Source organism: Piscinibacter sp. (genome assembly GCF_047600445.1).
In the GTDB taxonomy this organism is placed as follows: Bacteria; Pseudomonadota; Gammaproteobacteria; order Burkholderiales; family Burkholderiaceae_C; genus Piscinibacter.
Genome location: NZ_JASGKT010000002.1, coordinates 925,284 through 941,085 on the forward strand (window position 1 = coordinate 925,284; position 15,802 = coordinate 941,085).

Sequence of the window (15,802 nt, forward strand, 5' to 3'; positions counted from 1 at the left end):
CGGGGCGCCCGCGGCGCGCCACCCCCGAGAACCTCACCCGAACCGCCCCGCAAACTCCCGCAGATAGTCCACCAGCGCCCGCACCCCTTCCATCGGCATCGCGTTGTAGATCGAGGCGCGCATGCCGCCGACCACGCGGTGGCCCTTGAGCTGCACCAGGCCGCGGGCCTGGGCGCCTTCGAGGAAGCCGGCGTCCAGCGCCGCGTCGCGCAGCCGGAACGGCACGTTCATCAGCGAGCGGCAGTCCCGCGCCACCGGCGCGCTGTAGAAGTCCTGGCTGTCCAGGTAGTCGTACAGCAGCGCCGCCTTGGCGCGGTTGTGCGCCTCCATCGCGGCCAGGCCGCCCTGCGCCTTGATCCACTTGAACACCAGCCCGGCGATGTAGATCGCGTAGGTGGGCGGCGTGTTGAGCATCGAGTCGGCGGCGGCCTGCTGGGCGTAGTCGAAGGCCGAGGGCGTGACCGGCAGCGCGCGGCCTAGCAGGTCGTCGCGCACGATCACGATGGTCAGCCCGGCCGGGCCGATGTTCTTCTGCGCGCCGCCGTAGACCAGGCCGTACTTCGAGACGTCCAGCGGCCGCGACAGGATGTTGCTCGACACGTCGGCCACCAGCGGAACCTCGCCCACGTCGGGCGTGAAGTGGTATTCGACGCCGCCGATGGTCTCGTTGGCGCAGATGTGCACGTAGGCGGCGTTCGGGTCGAGCTGCCAGCGCTCGCGCGGCGGGATGCTGGTGTAGCCGGTGTCGCGGCTGCTGGCCGCGACGTTGACCTCGCAGTACTTGCGCGCCTCCTCGATCGAGCGGCGGGACCACTCGCCGGTGTCGATGTAGTCGGCGCCGGTGTAGCCGCGCAGCAGGTTCATCGGCACGATCGCGTTCTCGGCGATCGCGCCGCCCTGCATGAAAAGGACCTTGTAGTTCGACGGCACCGCCAGCAGCTCGCGCAGCAGCGCGACCGCCTCGGCGTGGATGGACATGAACTCGCGGCCGCGGTGGCTCATCTCCATCACCGACATGCCCGAGCCCTGCCAGTCGAGCATCTCGCCGGCGGCCTGGCGCAGCACCGGCTCCGGCAGGGCGGCGGGGCCGGCGCTGAAGTTGTAGACGCGGGTCATGGAACGGGCTCTCCGGGGGCGTGCATCGCGACGAGGGGCGCACAGCATAGCGCCCCTGGCGCGCTGGCGCGTTTGGTGCCAGCATCGGCACACCATCCACCCCCGAGCGAGGAGACGCGCCATGCTGAAGTCCGGCATCGACCAGGACAGGATCATCGAGATGTTCGCCACCGCCAGCGCCGGCGGCACCGACCAGTTGCGCAAGGGCGTGCAGCAGGCGACGCTGGCCGCGCTGCAAGGCCGCGAGCTGACGCTGAAGAACATCCGCGCCGTGCTCAAGACCGTGGCCGACGCCGCCTCGACCGGCGCGGCGCAGAACAAGCTGCCCAACGTCGACGTGGAGGCGCTGCTCGACAAGGCCGTCACCGGCATGGACGAGGCGCTGCTCAAGGCGGTGGAAGCCAACCGCGTGGCCTTGCAGCAGCTCGTCAACCAGGGCGCCGACCTGCGCGAGAAGCACCTGAAGAAGGCGCTGGCCGACCTGGAGGCGATGGAAGACGGCTTCATCGGCGCGCTGAAGAAGGCCGCCGACGCCGCCGGCGCGCAGGCCGGCCAGGCCTGGGCGCCGCTGCTGGAGAAGCTGCAGGCCGGCGGCACGCTGTCCGGCGCCAAGGCGGCCACCACCGCCGAGCAGTTCATCGGCCAGATGCAAGGCGCGCTGCGCGACAGCCGCGCCGCCGGGCTGAAGGCGGCGCAGACGCTGGCCGAGAGCTACGCGGCGCTGGTCAGCGGCGTGCTGATCGGCATGTCGGACGCGCTGACGCAGGGCGGCCGCGCCGCCGCGCCCAAGGCGGCGGCGAAGAAGAAGTGAGGCGGCGCCGCTCGGTTATCGTGCTTGCATGAATGAATCGGGCGGCGACCTCACGTTTTTCTGGCACGACTACGAGACCTTCGGCCGCGTGCCGCGCCGCGACCGGCCGGCGCAGTTCGCCGGCGTGCGCACCGATGCGGATCTGAACGAGATCGGCGCGCCGCTCGATCTGTACTGCCGGCCGCCGCTGGACGCGCTGCCCGAGCCCGAGGCCTGCCTGCTCACCGGCATCACGCCGCAGCGCTGCGCCGAGCGGGGCGTGGCCGAACACGCCTTCGCCGCCGCCGTCGAGGCGCAGCTCGCCGCGCCCGGCACCGTGGGCGTGGGCTACAACTCGATCCGCTTCGACGACGAGGTCACGCGCTTCCTGTTCTGGCGCAACCTGATCGACCCCTATGCGCGCGAGTGGCAGAACGGCTGCGGCCGCTGGGATCTGCTCGACGTGGTGCGCGCCGCCTTCGCGCTGCGCCCCGAGGGCATAGCGTGGCCGCGCCACGACGACGGCAAGCCTTCGTTCAAGCTCGAACACCTGAGCGCCGCCAACGGCCTCGCGCACGCCGCGGCCCACGATGCGCTGTCGGACGTGCGCGCCACCATCGCGCTGGCGCGCCTGGTCAAGACGAAGCAGCCGCGCCTGTGGGACTTCTGCCTGCGGCTGCGCCGCAAGGACGCGGTGATCGCCGAGATCGGCGCGGCGCGGCCCTTTCTGCACGTCTCGGGCATGTACGCGCCGGAGCGCGGCTGCGTGGCCGTCGTCTGGCCGCTGGCGCCGCACCCGACCAACAAGAACGAGCTGATCGTCTGGGACCTGGGCGCCGACCCGGCCGAGCTGATGGCGCTGGACGCCGCGGCGATCCGCGAACGGATGTTCACGCGCGCCGACGAACTGCCCGAAGGCGTGGCGCGGCTGCCGATCAAGACCATCCACCTGAACAAGTCGCCCATCGTCGTGGGCAACCTGAAGACACTGAGCCCGGCGATGGCCGAGCGCTGGGGCGTGGACGTGGCGCAGGCCCTGCGCCACGCCGAGGCCGCCGCCCAGGCCGGCGGCGCGCTGGCCGGGCTGTGGCGCGCGGTGTTCGAGCGGCCCGCCGCCGCGCAGGCCGTCGACGTGGACGAAGACCTGTACGGCGGCTTCGTCGGCAACAGCGACCGCGGCCGATTGCAGCGCCTGCGCGAGATGACGCCGGAGCAACTGGCCGCGAAGCGCCTCGCTTTCGACGACGCGCGGCTGGAGGAGATCGTGTTCCGCTACCGCGCGCGCAACTTTCCCGAGACGCTGTCGCAGGACGAACGCGAGCGCTGGGAGCAGCACCGCGCCGAGCGCCTGCACGGGGGTGCCGTGCAGGACTACTTCGAGCGCATCGACGCGCTCAGCGAGGCCGCAGACGAAAACGGCCAGGAGATCCTGGCCGCCCTGTACGACTGGGCCGAGCAGATCGCGCCGGAACGCTGAGCGCCCGGCACGACCCGCGCGCGCTCAGACCGCCACCGACTTCGCCGTCTCGGCGTACTCCTCGATCTGGTCGAAGTTCATGTAGCGGTACACGCTGGCGGCATCCTTGTTGATGATGCCCATCGCCTCGTGGTACTCGGCCACCGTCGGGATCTTGCCGAGCTTGGAGGCGATCGCCGCCAGCTCCGCCGAGGCCAGGAACACGTTGGTGTTCTTGCCCAGGCGGTTGGGGAAGTTGCGCGTGGAAGTCGAGACCACCGTCGCGCCCTCGCGCACCTGCGCCTGGTTGCCCATGCACAGGCTGCAGCCGGGCATCTCGGTGCGTGCGCCGGCCGTGCCGAAGGCGGCGTAGTGGCCTTCCTTGATCAGCTCGCTCTGGTCCATCTTGGTCGGCGGCGCGACCCACAGCTTGACCGGGATGTCGCGCTGCCCGCCCAGCAGCTTGGCCGCGGCGCGGAAGTGGCCGATGTTGGTCATGCACGAGCCGATGAAGGCTTCGTCGATCTTGGTGCCGGCGACTTCACTCAGAACCTTGGCGTCGTCCGGATCGTTCGGGCAGCACAGCACCGGCTCCTTCAGCTCGTTCAGGTCGATCTCGATCACCGCGGCGTACTCGGCGTCCTTGTCGGCCTCGAGCAACTGCGGGTTGGCCAGCCACGCCTCCACCGACTTGATGCGGCGCTCCAGCGTGCGCTTGTCCTGGTAGCCGTCGGCGATCATGTTCTTCATCAGGACGATGTTGCTCTTCAGGTACTCGATGACCGGCGCCTTGTCGAGCTTGATCGTGCAGCCGGCGGCCGAGCGCTCGGCGCTCGCGTCGCTCAGCTCGAAGGCCTGTTCCACCTTCAGCTCGGGCAGGCCCTCGATCTCGAGGATGCGGCCGCTGAAGATGTTCTTCTTGCCGGCCTTGGCGACAGTCAGAAGGCCGGCCTTGATCGCGTACAGCGGGATCGCGTGCACGAGATCTCGCAGCGTGACCCCCGGCTGCATCTGCCCCTTGAAGCGCACCAGCACCGATTCGGGCATGTCCAGCGGCATCACGCCGGTGGCCGCGCCGAAGGCCACCAGGCCCGAGCCGGCCGGGAACGAGATGCCGATCGGGAAGCGCGTGTGCGAGTCGCCGCCGGTGCCCACGGTGTCGGGCAGCAGCAGGCGGTTCAGCCACGAGTGGATCACGCCGTCGCCCGGGCGCAGCGCCACGCCGCCGCGGTTGCTGATGAAGGCCGGCAGCTCGCGGTGTGTCTTCACGTCCACCGGCTTCGGGTAGGCGGCGGTGTGGCAGAAGCTCTGCATCACCAGGTCGGCCGAGAAGCCCAGGCAGGCCAGGTCCTTCAGCTCGTCGCGTGTCATCGGGCCGGTGGTGTCCTGCGAGCCCACGGTGGTCATCTTCGGCTCGCAGTAGGTGCCCGGGCGGATGCCCTGGCCTTCGGGCAGGCCGCAGGCGCGGCCGACCATCTTCTGCGCCAGCGTGAAGCCGGCCGTGCTGGCCGCCGGCGCCTGCGGCAGGCGGAACGCGGTCGAGGCGCCCAGGCCCAGGAAGTCGCGCGCCTTGGCGGTGAGCGAACGGCCGATGATCAGGTTGATGCGGCCGCCGGCCTGCACTTCATCGAGCAGCACGTCGCTCTTGAGCTTGAACTCGGCCACGGTCTGCCCGTTCTTGACCAGCTTGCCCTCGTAGGGCAGCACGTCGACCACGTCGCCCATCTCGAGCTTGGACACGTCGACCTCGATCGGCAGCGAGCCGGAGTCTTCCTGCGTGTTGAAGAAGATCGGCGCGATCTTGCCGCCCAGCGTGACGCCGCCGAAGCGCTTGTTCGGCACGAAGGGGATGTCGGCGCCGGTGGCCCAGATCACCGAGTTGGTGGCGCTCTTGCGGCTGGAGCCGGTGCCGACCACGTCGCCCACGTAGGCCACCAGGTGGCCCTTCTTCTTCAGGTCTTCGATGAACTGGATCGGGCCGCGCTTGCCGTCTTCCTCGGGCTTGAAGGCCGCGTCGGGGCGGGTGTTCTTCAGCATCGCCAGGTAGTGCAGCGGGATGTCGGGGCGCGTGGTGGCGTCCGGCGCGGGCGACAGGTCGTCGGTGTTGGTCTCGCCGGGCACCTTGAAGACGGTGATGGTGATCTTCTGCGCGACCTTGGGGCGGCTGGTGAACCACTCGGCGTCGGCCCACGACTGGATCACCTCCTGGGCCTTGGCGTTGCCGGCCTTGGCCTTGGCGGACACGTCGTTGAAGTAGTCGAACATCAGCAGCGTCTTCTTCAGCGCGTCGGCGGCCACCGGGGCCACCTCGGCGTCGTCGAGCAGCTCGATCAGCGGGTGCACGTTGTAGCCGCCGACCATGGTGCCCAGCAGCTCGGTGGCCTTGGCCTTGGACACCAGACCGACCCGGATGTCGCCGTGCGCCACGGCGGCCAGGAACGAGGCCTTGACCTTGGCCGCGTCGTCCACGCCCGGCGGCACGCGGTGCGTCAGCAGGTCCAGCAGGAAGGCGTCCTCGCCGGCCGGCGGCGCCTTGATCAGCTCGATCAGCTCGGCGGTCTGCTTCGCATCCAGCGGCAGCGGCGGGATGCCGAGGGCGGCGCGTTCGGCGGCATGTTGGCGATAGGCTTGCAGCATGAAGGGCTCCGTTGGATGGGCTGGCGGGGTGGGGCGGGCGAAACGGGGTCGTGGGATCGGCGATCCGGGAAACCCCGATATTTTATGTCTTATATAAGACTTGAGGAAGGGGCGCGGCGCGCATGCCGAACTGTCGCTCGGCGCGCAAGCAAAAGAAAGGCCCGCGCGCGGCGGGCCTGGGGTGCGGGGCGGGCCGGTTTACTGCTTGGCCAGCGAGGCGGACACCGCCTTCTGCTCGGCGTTCATGCAGCCGTCGAGCACGCGCTGGCCGCTCTTGCTGTCGAACAGCATCGACTTGTTGGCGATCTGCAGCACCAGGAACTGGCCCTTGAGGTCTTCCAGGCGGATCGCGCCGGTGCTGGAGGCCACCGGCTTCATCATCCAGGTGCGGTTGCCCGACTTGACCTCGGCGTAGCCGGGGTACTTGGGCAGCGTGGCGACCTGCGCGGTCTTGCCGAATTCGCAGTCGTAGGTGCCGTAGTAGACGCGCTCGGCGGCAGCGAGCTGCTCGGCGGAGGCGGGCGCCGGCTCGGCTTCGGCCTTGGCCGCGGACTTGGGCTTGGCCGCCGGCTTGGCCGCGGCCTTCTTCGCCGGCGCCGGCTTGGCCGGGGCGGTCTGCGCGGCGGCGACGGTGGCGCCCAGGCAGAGGGCGGCGGCGATGGCGAGGGTGTTCTTCAGGTTCATGGCGGTGCGCGCAAGCGCGGGTCGGGTGACGGTGCGCGCAGCATGGGGCCGCCGGGCCCGGTCGTGCAACCAATTGCTGCGCCTCCGTGCCGGCGCTTACATGTGGCTACCTGGAGCGCCCGCCGGTCGTGGCGCCTGCCACGCCCGCGCGGGCCGGCTCAGGCGTCGAACCAGGCCTGCCGCACCTCGGCCGGCAGCGGCTGGCCGGTGCGCCGGGCGCGCTCGACCACCTGCCAGAAGTAGCGGTAGCTGGCGCGGTCGTGCAGCGTGTCGCGGTGCCGGATCGGCGCCCACTGCGCCGCCTGCGCGGCGCGCAGGATCTCGATGGCCAGGTCGGTCTCGGCGGCGCCGGGCGCGAAGGCCTCGACGATGGTGCGCACCTGGTCGGGGTGGATGCTCCACATGCGCGTGTAGCCGAACTCGCGGCCGGCGCGCGTGGCGGCCGCGGCGAGCGCGCGCAGGTCCTTGAACTCGGTGACCACGCAGTGCGAGGGCACCTTGCCGTGCGCATGGCAGGCGGCGGCGATCTCCAGTTTGGCGCGCCGCACCAGCGGGTGCGTGAACTGGCCCTCGGCGCTCATCGCCGAGGCCGGGATCGCGCCGCGGTGCGCCGAGACGAAGTCCATCAGCCCGAAGGAGATCGACTCGATGCGCGGATGCGCCGCGATCGCGTCGACCTCGCGCAGCGCGCCGTGCGTCTCGACCAGCGCGTGCACCGGCACCGCGCGGCCGTGGCCGTGGACGCGGATGGCGTGGTCGATGTGCTCGACGGCGCGCTGCACGTCGGCCAGGCCGCGCGGCTTGGGCAGCATCAGGTAGGCCAGCCGCGCGCCGGCGCGTCCCAGCAGCGTGTCGACGTCGTTCCCGAAGCTCGGGTGCTCGACCGGGTGCACCCGCGCGCCGACGCGGCCGAAGCGGTTGGCGGCCGACATCACCAGCTCGGCGCACAGCAGCGCGTGCTCGGCCTCGCCGCCGACCGGCGCGCCGTCTTCGCAGTCGAGCGTGACGTCGAACACCGGCCCCAGCTCGGCCTGCAGTTCCAGGCTCTTGCGCATGCGCGCCTCGACGCCGCTGTAGTGGTCGCACACCGGCAGATCGCCGGCCGCGACTTCGCCGGGGTCGAACAGGGCTTGGCGGGGGTGGGGTGCGCTCATGGGGCCGGATTGTGGGCCTTGCCGGCCGGCGCTACGCGCCGCGGCGGGCCACGTAGAACAGGCGCGGGAAGGCCAGCAGCCGCTGTCCGTCGGCGCGCGGCGGGTAGGCGGCGGCGATGCGCGCTTCGTAGTCGGCCACGAAGGCCGCCTGCTCGGCGTCGGGCAGCGGGTCCAGGAAGGGCCTCAGCCCGGTGCCGCGCAGCCAGTCGACGATGGCGCGCGGCGAGGGCATCGGGTGCTGGTAGATGGTGTGCCAGAGGTCCACGCTCGCGGCCCGCGGCGCCAGCAGGTCGTAGAGGCGGCCCACCGGCAGGCGCGGCGCGCGCACGGCGCCCGGGTCTCCGATGCGGGCCGCCCAGGGGCCGGCCGCGGCGGTTTCGCGCATCAGGCGGTGGCTGGGCTCGTCGAGGTTGTCGGGCACCTGCACCGCCAGCACGCCGCCGGGGGCCAGCAGGCCCATCAGGCGCGGCAGCAGGCGCTCGTGGTCGGGCACCCATTGCAGCGCCGCGTTGGCGAAGATCAGGTCCGGCGGCGCCCCGGGTGTCCAGCGCGCGATGTCGCCGAGCTCGAAGCGCGCCCGCGGCAGCCGCTCGCGCGCGGCCTGCAGCATCGCCGCCGAGCTGTCCAGCCCGAGCAGCCGCGCCTGGGGGTAGCGCGCCGCCAGCAGTTCGGTGGAGTTGCCCGGGCCGCAGCCCAGGTCCACGACGAGCGGCGCCGCGTTCGCCGCCGTCGAGGGCAGCTCCGGCACGCGCGCCAGCAACTCGGCGGCCGGGCGCGTGCGCTCGGCCTCGAAGCGGCGGTACAGCGCGGGGTTCCAGTCGTTCACCGGGCTCCCCGCGCCGCGCCGGTCACAGCAGGTGCTTGACGCCGTCCTGCTCGCCCTGCAGCTCGGCCAGGGTCTTGGCTATGCACTCCTGGCTGAAGGCGTCGATCGCCAGGCCCTCGACGATCTTGTACTTGCCGCCTTCGCAGGTGACCGGGTAGCCGAACATCACGTCCTTCGGGATGCCGTATTCGCCGTTACTGGGCACGCCCATCGTGACCCATTCGCCGTGGGTGCCCAGCGCCCAGTCGCGCATGTGGTCGATCGCGGCGTTGGCGGCCGAGGCGGCCGACGACAGGCCGCGCGCCTCGATGATCGCCGCGCCGCGCTTGCCGACGGTGGGCAGGAACACGTCCTTGTTCCAGGCGTGGTCGCCGATCATGTCCTTGACGCTCTTGCCGTCGATGGTGGCGAAGCGGTAGTCGGCGTACATCGTCGGGCTGTGGTTGCCCCACACGCCGAGCTTCTTGATCGAGGCCACCGGCTTGCCGGTCTTGGCGGCGATCTGGCTCAGCGCGCGGTTGTGGTCCAGGCGCAGCATCGCGGTGAAGTTCTCGCGCTTCAGCTCGGGCGCGCTCTTCATCGCGATCCAGGCGTTGGTGTTGGCCGGGTTGCCGACCACCAGCACCTTGACGTCGCGGCTGGCCACGGCGTTCAGCGCCTTGCCCTGGCCGATGAAGATCTGGCCGTTGATGGCCAGCAGCTCGGCGCGCTCCATGCCGGCCTTGCGCGGCATCGAGCCGACCAGCAGCGCGTAGTCGGTGTCCTTGAAGGCCGTCATCGGGTCGCTGTGCGCCTCCATGCCGTGCAGCAGCGGGAACGCGCAGTCCTCGAGTTCCATCATCACGCCCTTGAGCGCCTTCTGCGGGCCTTCGACGGGCACTTCCAGCAGTTGCAGGATCACGGGCTGGTCCTTGCCCAGCATCTCGCCGGAGGCGATGCGGAACAGCAGCGCGTAGCCGATCTGGCCGGCAGCGCCGGTGACGGCGACTCGAACGGGTTTCTTGCTCATGGGAGGGCTCCGGAAAGGCAGAGGGGAAGGAGAGGTCGAGGGGAATCCGGGCGCGAGTGTAGGCCGAATGGCGCCCGGCGGCGAGGGGAATCCCGAGTCTTATGTCTTCTATAAGACATCTGTCAGTTGATCGTGGACGATGGCGGCCCGTTGTGCTGCAATCCGGCCATGTCCACCCCCGCCACCGAGCTCGCCAGCCCCGCCTTCAGCCCGCTGTACCGGCAGATCAAGGCGCTGATGGTGCGCGAGCTGCAGGCCGCCACCTGGCGCCCCGGCGAGGCGATCCCGAGCGAGACCGAGCTGGCCGCGCGCTTCAAGGTCAGCCAGGGCACGGTGCGCAAGGCGATCGACGAGCTGGCCACCGAAAACCTGCTGGTGCGCCGCCAGGGCAAGGGCACCTTCGTCGCCACGCACGCCGAGCAGACCACGCAGTACCGCTTCCTGCGCTTGCACAGCGACGACGGCGAGGCCGGCGGCGGCACGCAGCGCCAGTTCATCGACTGCCGGCGCCTGCGCGCGCCGGCCGACGTGGCGCGCGTGCTCGGCCTGCGCTCGGGCGACGCGGCGATCCAGGTCAAGCGCGTGCTGTCGCTGCGCGGCGCGCCGGTGGTGTTCGACGAGATCTGGCTGCCGGCCGCGCCGTTCAAGGGGCTGAGCGCCGAGAAGCTGTCGGGTTACCGCGGGCCGATGTACGGCCTGTTCGAATCGGAGTTCGGCGTGCGCATGATCCGCGCCGAGGAGAAGATCCGCGCCGTCGCGGCCGAGGGCCAGGCGGCCGAGCTGCTGGCGGTGGCGCCGGGCACGCCGCTGCTGTCGGTGGAGCGGCTGTCGCTGAGCTACGACGACAGGCCGGTCGAGCTGCGCCGCGGCCTGTACAACACCAGCGCGCACCATTACCGCAACGAGCTGAGCTGATGCCGATGCATTGATCGAACGCAGCCGGCGCGGGCGCGCAAGCACGGCGAAAGCCTGTTGCGGTGCAATAGAATCATCTGGTTTCGCGTCGATTACATCCTCACTGAACAGGGTTGGGCATGGCAGACACACTCAAGCCGCGGCCGGAGTTCCGCAACATCCACGTCACCCAGATCGTCGCGTACCGGATGCCGGTGGCGGCCATCGTGTCGATCCTGCATCGCATCAGCGGCGTGCTGATGTTCCTGCTGATGCCGTTCATCATCTGGATGTTCGACGCCAGCGTGACCTCCGAGGTCTCCTACGACGTGTTCCGCTCGGCCTTCGCCGCGGGCGTCGGCTTCATCCCCGGCTGGTTCCTCAAGCTCGTCGCGCTGGGCCTGATCTGGGCCTACCTGCACCACCTGATCGCGGGGCTGCGCCACCTGTGGATGGACGGCACGCACGCGGTGTCCAAGGAGTTCGGCCGCAGCTCGGCGATCGCCACGCTCGCGGTCAGCGTGCTGCTGACGCTGGCGCTGGGCTACAAACTGTTCTTCTGAGGGCGTCCGCGATGGCACAGAATTACGGATCGAAGCGCACCGTCGTCGGCGCGCACTACGGCCTGCGCGACTGGCTCGCGCAGCGCGTCACCGCGGCGCTGATGGCGCTGTTCACGCTCGCGCTGATCGTGCAGGTCCTGCTGCCCGGCGAGATGGGCTACGACAAGTGGGCCGGCATCTTCAGCCACCAGTGGATGAAGGTGCTGACCTTCGTCGTGATCGTCGCGCTGCTGTACCACGTGTGGGTCGGCATGCGCGACGTGTGGATGGACTACATCAAGCCGGTGGCGATCCGCCTCGCGCTGCAGGTGTTCACCATCGTCTGGCTGACGGGCTGCGCCGGCTGGGCCATCCAGGTCCTTTGGAGACTGTGATTCCATGAGCTCCCTCAACGTCTCGAAGCGCAAGTTCGACGTCGTCATCGTCGGCGCCGGCGGCTCCGGCATGCGCGCCTCGCTGCAACTGGCGCGCGCCGGCCTGAACGTCGCCGTGCTGTCCAAGGTGTTCCCGACGCGCTCGCACACCGTCGCCGCGCAGGGCGGCATAGGCGCCTCGCTCGGCAACATGAGCGAGGACAACTGGCACTACCACTTCTTCGACACCGTCAAGGGCTCCGACTGGCTCGGCGACCAGGACGCGATCGAGTTCATGTGCCGCGAGGCGCCCAAGGTCGTCTACGAGCTCGAGCACTTCGGCATGCCGTTCGACCGCAACCCCGACGGCACGATCTACCAGCGCCCGTTCGGCGGCCACACCGCCAACTACGGCGAGAAGCCGGTGCAGCGCGCCTGCGCCGCGGCCGACCGCACCGGCCACGCGATGCTGCACACGCTGTACCAGCAGAACGTCAAGTCGCGCACCAACTTCTTCGTCGAGTGGATGGCGCTCGACCTGATCCGCGACGCCGAGGGCGACGTGGTCGGCGTCACCGCGCTCGAGATGGAAACCGGCGAGCTGCACGTCTTCGAGGCCAAGACCGTGCTGCTGGCCACCGGCGGCGCGGGGCGCATCTTCGCCGCCAGCACCAATGCCTTCATCAACACCGGCGACGGCCTGGGCATGGCCGCGCGCGCCGGCATCCCGCTGGAGGACATGGAGTTCTGGCAGTTCCACCCCACCGGCGTGGCCGGCGCCGGCGTGCTGCTGACCGAGGGCTGCCGCGGCGAGGGCGCGATCCTGCGCAACGACAAGGGCGAGCGCTTCATGGAGCGCTACGCGCCGACGCTGAAGGACCTGGCGCCGCGCGACTTCGTCTCGCGCTGCATGGACCAGGAGATCAAGGAAGGGCGCGGCTGCGGCCCGAACAAGGACTACGTGGTGCTCGACATGACGCACCTGGGCGCCGAGACCATCCTCAAGCGCCTGCCCAGCGTGTTCGAGATCGGCCACAACTTCGCCAACGTCGACATCACCAAGGAGCCGATCCCGGTGGTGCCGACCATCCACTACCAGATGGGCGGCATCCCGACCAACGTGCACGGCCAGGTCGTCGTGCCGAACGGTGGCGTGCACAACGCCGTGGTCAACGGGCTGTACGCGGTGGGCGAGTGCTCGTGCGTCAGCGTGCACGGCGCCAACCGGCTGGGCACCAACTCGCTGCTCGACCTGCTGGTGTTCGGCCGCGCCGCGGGCAACCACATCGTCGACGCCGGGCTGAAGAACCGCGCGCACAAGCCGCTGCCGAAGGACGCCGCCGACCGCACGCTGGCGCGCCTGGCCAAGTACGAGAAGAGCAGCAGCGGCGAGTACGCGCAGGACGTCGCCAACGACCTGCGCCGCTGCATGCAGCAGCACGCCGGCGTGTTCCGCACGCAGGCGGTGATGGACGAGGGCGTGGCCAAGGTCAAGGAAGTCGCCGAGCGCGCCAAGGGCATCCACCTGGCCGACAAGTCCAAGGTTTTCAACACCGCGCGCATCGAGGCGCTGGAAGTCGAGAACCTGATGGAGGCCGCGCTGGCGACGATGATCTCGGCGGCTGCGCGCAAGGAAAGCCGCGGCGCGCACACCGTCGACGACTACGCCGACACGCCCGAGCACCCGAACGGCCGCAACGACACCGAGTGGCTGAAGCACACGCTGTGGTACAGCGAGGGCAACCGCCTCGAGTACAAGCCGGTGAACATGCAGCCGCTGACCACCGAATCGGTTCCGCCCAAGGTTCGCACGTTCTGACCTCCGAAAGATCGACATGACCAAGCGCGTCTTCCAGATCTACCGCTACGACCCCGATACCGACGCCAAGCCGCGCATGCAGACCCTCGAGGTCGAGCTCGACGGCAGCGAGCGCATGCTGCTCGACGCGCTGATCAAGCTCAAGCAGGTCGACCCCAGCCTGAGCTTCCGCCGCTCCTGCCGCGAGGGCGTGTGCGGCTCGGACGCGATGAACATCAACGGCAAGAACGGCCTGGCGTGCCTGACCAACATGCGCACGCTGCCCGACGTCGTCGTGCTCAAGCCGCTGCCCGGCCTGCCGGTGATCCGCGACCTGATCGTCGACATGACGCAGTTCTTCAAGCAGTACCACTCGATCAAGCCCTACCTCGTCAACGACGAGCCGCCGCCCGAGAAGGAGCGGCTGGCAGTCGCCCGAGGAGCGCGACGAGCTCAACGGCCTGTACGAGTGCATCCTGTGCGCGAGCTGCAGCACCTCGTGTCCGAGCTTCTGGTGGAACCCCGACAAGTTCGTCGGGCCCGCCGGGCTGCTGCAGGCCTACCGCTTCATCGCCGACAGCCGCGACCAGGGCACCGGCGAGCGGCTCGACAACCTCGAAGACCCGTACCGCCTGTTCCGCTGCCACACCATCATGAACTGCGTCGACGTCTGCCCCAAGGGCCTGAACCCGACCAAGGCGATCGGCAAGATCAAGGAGCTGATGGTCCGCCGCGCGGTGTGACCGCTGCATCGCCATGCACGAGGTGATCGACGAACGGGCCCTGTCCAAGCTGCGCTGGCGCTGCCGCCGCGGGCTGCTGGAGAACGACCTGTTCGTCGCGCGCTTCTTCGAGAGCCGCGCCGGCCGCGTCACCGAGCGCCAGGCCGAGGGCATGGCGGCGCTGATGGAGCTGGCCGACAACGACCTGCTCGACCTGCTGCTGCGCCGCAAGGAGCCCGAGGGCGAGCTGGCGCGCGACGACGTGATCGAGGTGCTCGGGCTGATGCGCACCGCGCCGCGCGCGCCGAGCCGACAAGACAACGACAAGAAGACGAACGAGGGACGAACGAGCCCCGCCGATGGAGACGACGAGCCCGTCCTCAATCCGAACCGCCTCACAAGGAACCGACCATGACTCCGTCCGACGTCAAAGCCACCCTGTCGTTCTCGGACGGCAGCCCGAACATGGAGCTGCCGATCTACAAGGGCTCGATCGGCCCGGACGTGATCGACATCCGCAAGCTGTACGCCCAGACCGGCAAGTTCACCTACGACCCGGGCTTCCTGTCGACGGCGTCGTGCAACTCGACGATCACCTACATCGACGGCGACAAGGGCGAGCTGCTGTACCGCGGCTACCCGATCGAGCAGCTCGCCGAGAAGTGCGACTTCCTCGACACCTGCTACCTGCTGCTCAAGGGCGACCTGCCCAACGCGGCGCAGCAGAAGGACTTCCACAAGCTCGTGACCAACCACACGATGGTCAACGAGCAGATGCAGTTCTTCCTGCGCGGCTTCCGCCGCGACGCGCACCCGATGGCGGTGATGACCGGCCTGGTCGGCGCGCTGTCGGCCTTCTATCACGACAGCACCGACATCAACAACGCGCAGCACCGCGAGGTGGCGGCGATCCGCCTGATCGCCAAGATGCCGACGCTGGTGGCGATGGCCTACAAGTACGGCGTCGGCCAGCCCTTCATCTACCCGCGCAACGAGCTGTCGTACAGCGCGAACTTCATGCGCATGATGTTCGCCACGCCCTGCGAGGAGTACGTGCCGAACGACGTGCTGGTGCGCGCGCTGGACCGCATCTTCATCCTGCACGCCGACCACGAGCAGAACGCCAGCACCTCGACGGTGCGGCTGTGCGGCTCGTCGGGCACCAACCCGTTCGCGGCCATCGCCGCCGGCGTGGCCTGCCTGTGGGGCCCGGCGCACGGCGGCGCCAACGAGGCGGCGCTGAACATGCTGGAGGACATCCAGCGCAACGGCGGCGTCGAGAAGATCGGCGAGTTCATCAAGCAGGTGAAGGACAAGAACTCCAACGTCAAGCTGATGGGCTTCGGCCACCGCGTCTACAAGAACTACGACCCGCGCGCCAAGCTGATGCGCGAGACCTGCCACGAGGTGCTGACCGCGCTGGGCCTGCACAACGACCCGCTGTTCAAGCTGGCGATGGCGCTGGAGAAGATCGCGCTGGAGGACGAGTACTTCGTCGCGCGCAAGCTGTACCCGAACGTCGACTTCTACTCGGGCATCGTGCAGCGCGCGATCGGCATCCCGGTGCAGTTGTTCACCGCGATCTTCGCGCTGGCGCGCACGGTCGGCTGGATCGCTCAGCTCAACGAGATGATCGCCGACCCCGAGTACAAGATCGGCCGCCCGCGCCAGCTCTACGCCGGCTCGCCGCGGCGCGACGTCAAGCCGATCGCGCAGCGCGGCTGACCCGGCCCGCCCGCTCGGCAGGGGCCCCGGCGCGCGCCGGGGCCTTTTGTTTGGCGAACGCCTAAAATCACGGGT

At 69.7% G+C, this 15,802-nt stretch carries 13 protein-coding genes and 2 pseudogenes; 9 read left to right on the plus strand and 6 right to left on the minus strand.

All coding sequences use genetic code 11. The annotated features are described in order from the left end of the window. Window positions 1-33: 33 nt before the first annotated feature. Window positions 34-1,116, minus strand: a complete 1,083-nt coding sequence (gene serC, locus QM792_RS08520; protein ID WP_415149189.1) for a 3-phosphoserine/phosphohydroxythreonine transaminase — start codon at window positions 1,114-1,116, stop codon at window positions 34-36. A gap of 121 nt (window positions 1,117-1,237) precedes the next feature. Between serC and QM792_RS08525 the strand changes: the two genes are divergently transcribed. Beyond that, the gene (locus QM792_RS08525; protein WP_415149191.1) at window positions 1,238-1,927 is read left to right on the plus strand and encodes a DUF6781 family protein; all 690 of its coding nucleotides are present in this window, start codon (window positions 1,238-1,240) and stop codon (window positions 1,925-1,927) included. Between the two features lie 28 nt (window positions 1,928-1,955). Beyond that, entirely contained in the window at window positions 1,956-3,383 is a 1,428-nt protein-coding gene (gene sbcB, locus QM792_RS08530; protein ID WP_415149193.1) for an exodeoxyribonuclease I, read from the plus strand. Between the two features lie 24 nt (window positions 3,384-3,407). On the opposite strand, the gene acnB is transcribed toward sbcB, so the two are convergent. From acnB to QM792_RS08555, 5 genes are all read right to left on the minus strand, one after another. Beyond that, window positions 3,408-5,999 carry a bifunctional aconitate hydratase 2/2-methylisocitrate dehydratase gene (acnB, locus tag QM792_RS08535; RefSeq protein ID WP_415149195.1) on the minus strand — a complete coding sequence of 864 codons (2,592 nt, stop codon included), beginning with the start codon at window positions 5,997-5,999 and terminating at the stop codon, window positions 3,408-3,410. Window positions 6,000-6,197: 198 nt separating this feature from the next. Continuing rightward, window positions 6,198-6,683 (minus strand): hypothetical protein, encoded by a 486-nt coding sequence (locus QM792_RS08540; RefSeq protein WP_415149196.1) that lies wholly within the window; start codon window positions 6,681-6,683, stop codon window positions 6,198-6,200. A gap of 158 nt (window positions 6,684-6,841) precedes the next feature. Beyond that, entirely contained in the window at window positions 6,842-7,837 is a 996-nt protein-coding gene (locus QM792_RS08545) for an HpcH/HpaI aldolase/citrate lyase family protein (RefSeq protein WP_415149198.1), read from the minus strand. 31 nt (window positions 7,838-7,868) lie between these two features. Further along, the gene (gene tam, locus QM792_RS08550) at window positions 7,869-8,663 is read right to left on the minus strand and encodes a trans-aconitate 2-methyltransferase (RefSeq protein WP_415149200.1); all 795 of its coding nucleotides are present in this window, start codon (window positions 8,661-8,663) and stop codon (window positions 7,869-7,871) included. Window positions 8,664-8,685: 22 nt separating this feature from the next. Next, entirely contained in the window at window positions 8,686-9,672 is a 987-nt protein-coding gene (locus tag QM792_RS08555) for a malate dehydrogenase (protein WP_415149202.1), read from the minus strand. 168 nt (window positions 9,673-9,840) lie between these two features. On the opposite strand from QM792_RS08555, the gene QM792_RS08560 reads away from it, so the two are divergent. From QM792_RS08560 to gltA, 7 genes and pseudogenes are all read left to right on the plus strand, one after another. Continuing rightward, entirely contained in the window at window positions 9,841-10,587 is a 747-nt protein-coding gene (locus tag QM792_RS08560; RefSeq protein WP_415149203.1) for a GntR family transcriptional regulator, read from the plus strand. Window positions 10,588-10,706: 119 nt separating this feature from the next. Next, entirely contained in the window at window positions 10,707-11,129 is a 423-nt protein-coding gene (sdhC, locus tag QM792_RS08565) for a succinate dehydrogenase, cytochrome b556 subunit (RefSeq protein ID WP_415149204.1), read from the plus strand. Window positions 11,130-11,140: 11 nt separating this feature from the next. Continuing rightward, entirely contained in the window at window positions 11,141-11,503 is a 363-nt protein-coding gene (gene sdhD, locus QM792_RS08570) for a succinate dehydrogenase, hydrophobic membrane anchor protein (RefSeq protein WP_415149205.1), read from the plus strand. A 4-nt stretch (window positions 11,504-11,507) separates the two neighbouring features. Then, window positions 11,508-13,301: a succinate dehydrogenase flavoprotein subunit gene (sdhA, locus tag QM792_RS08575; protein ID WP_415149207.1), complete on the plus strand. Its 1,794-nt coding sequence runs from the start codon at window positions 11,508-11,510 to the stop codon at window positions 13,299-13,301. A 16-nt stretch (window positions 13,302-13,317) separates the two neighbouring features. Continuing rightward, window positions 13,318-14,023: pseudogene (locus QM792_RS08580) on the plus strand (succinate dehydrogenase iron-sulfur subunit). 13 nt (window positions 14,024-14,036) lie between these two features. Further along, window positions 14,037-14,294: pseudogene (locus tag QM792_RS08585) on the plus strand (succinate dehydrogenase assembly factor 2); the annotation flags it as partial. A 119-nt stretch (window positions 14,295-14,413) separates the two neighbouring features. Further along, window positions 14,414-15,727, plus strand: coding sequence for a citrate synthase (gene gltA / locus QM792_RS08590; RefSeq protein WP_415149209.1), 1,314 nt, complete (start codon window positions 14,414-14,416; stop codon window positions 15,725-15,727). The last annotated feature ends 75 nt before the right edge of the window (window positions 15,728-15,802 follow it).

Coding starts and splice junctions, on each gene's coding strand:
- sbcB (WP_415149193.1), top strand. CDS start 1,956: ATGAATGAATCGGGCGGCGACCTCACGTTTTTCTGGCACGACTACGAG.
- serC (WP_415149189.1), bottom strand. CDS start 1,116: ATGACCCGCGTCTACAACTTCAGCGCCGGCCCCGCCGCCCTGCCGGAG.
- acnB (WP_415149195.1), bottom strand. CDS start 5,999: ATGCTGCAAGCCTATCGCCAACATGCCGCCGAACGCGCCGCCCTCGGC.
- gltA (WP_415149209.1), top strand. CDS start 14,414: ATGACTCCGTCCGACGTCAAAGCCACCCTGTCGTTCTCGGACGGCAGC.
- QM792_RS08545 (WP_415149198.1), bottom strand. CDS start 7,837: ATGAGCGCACCCCACCCCCGCCAAGCCCTGTTCGACCCCGGCGAAGTC.
- QM792_RS08540 (WP_415149196.1), bottom strand. CDS start 6,683: ATGAACCTGAAGAACACCCTCGCCATCGCCGCCGCCCTCTGCCTGGGC.
- sdhC (WP_415149204.1), top strand. CDS start 10,707: ATGGCAGACACACTCAAGCCGCGGCCGGAGTTCCGCAACATCCACGTC.
- QM792_RS08525 (WP_415149191.1), top strand. CDS start 1,238: ATGCTGAAGTCCGGCATCGACCAGGACAGGATCATCGAGATGTTCGCC.
- sdhD (WP_415149205.1), top strand. CDS start 11,141: ATGGCACAGAATTACGGATCGAAGCGCACCGTCGTCGGCGCGCACTAC.
- QM792_RS08560 (WP_415149203.1), top strand. CDS start 9,841: ATGTCCACCCCCGCCACCGAGCTCGCCAGCCCCGCCTTCAGCCCGCTG.
- sdhA (WP_415149207.1), top strand. CDS start 11,508: ATGAGCTCCCTCAACGTCTCGAAGCGCAAGTTCGACGTCGTCATCGTC.
- QM792_RS08555 (WP_415149202.1), bottom strand. CDS start 9,672: ATGAGCAAGAAACCCGTTCGAGTCGCCGTCACCGGCGCTGCCGGCCAG.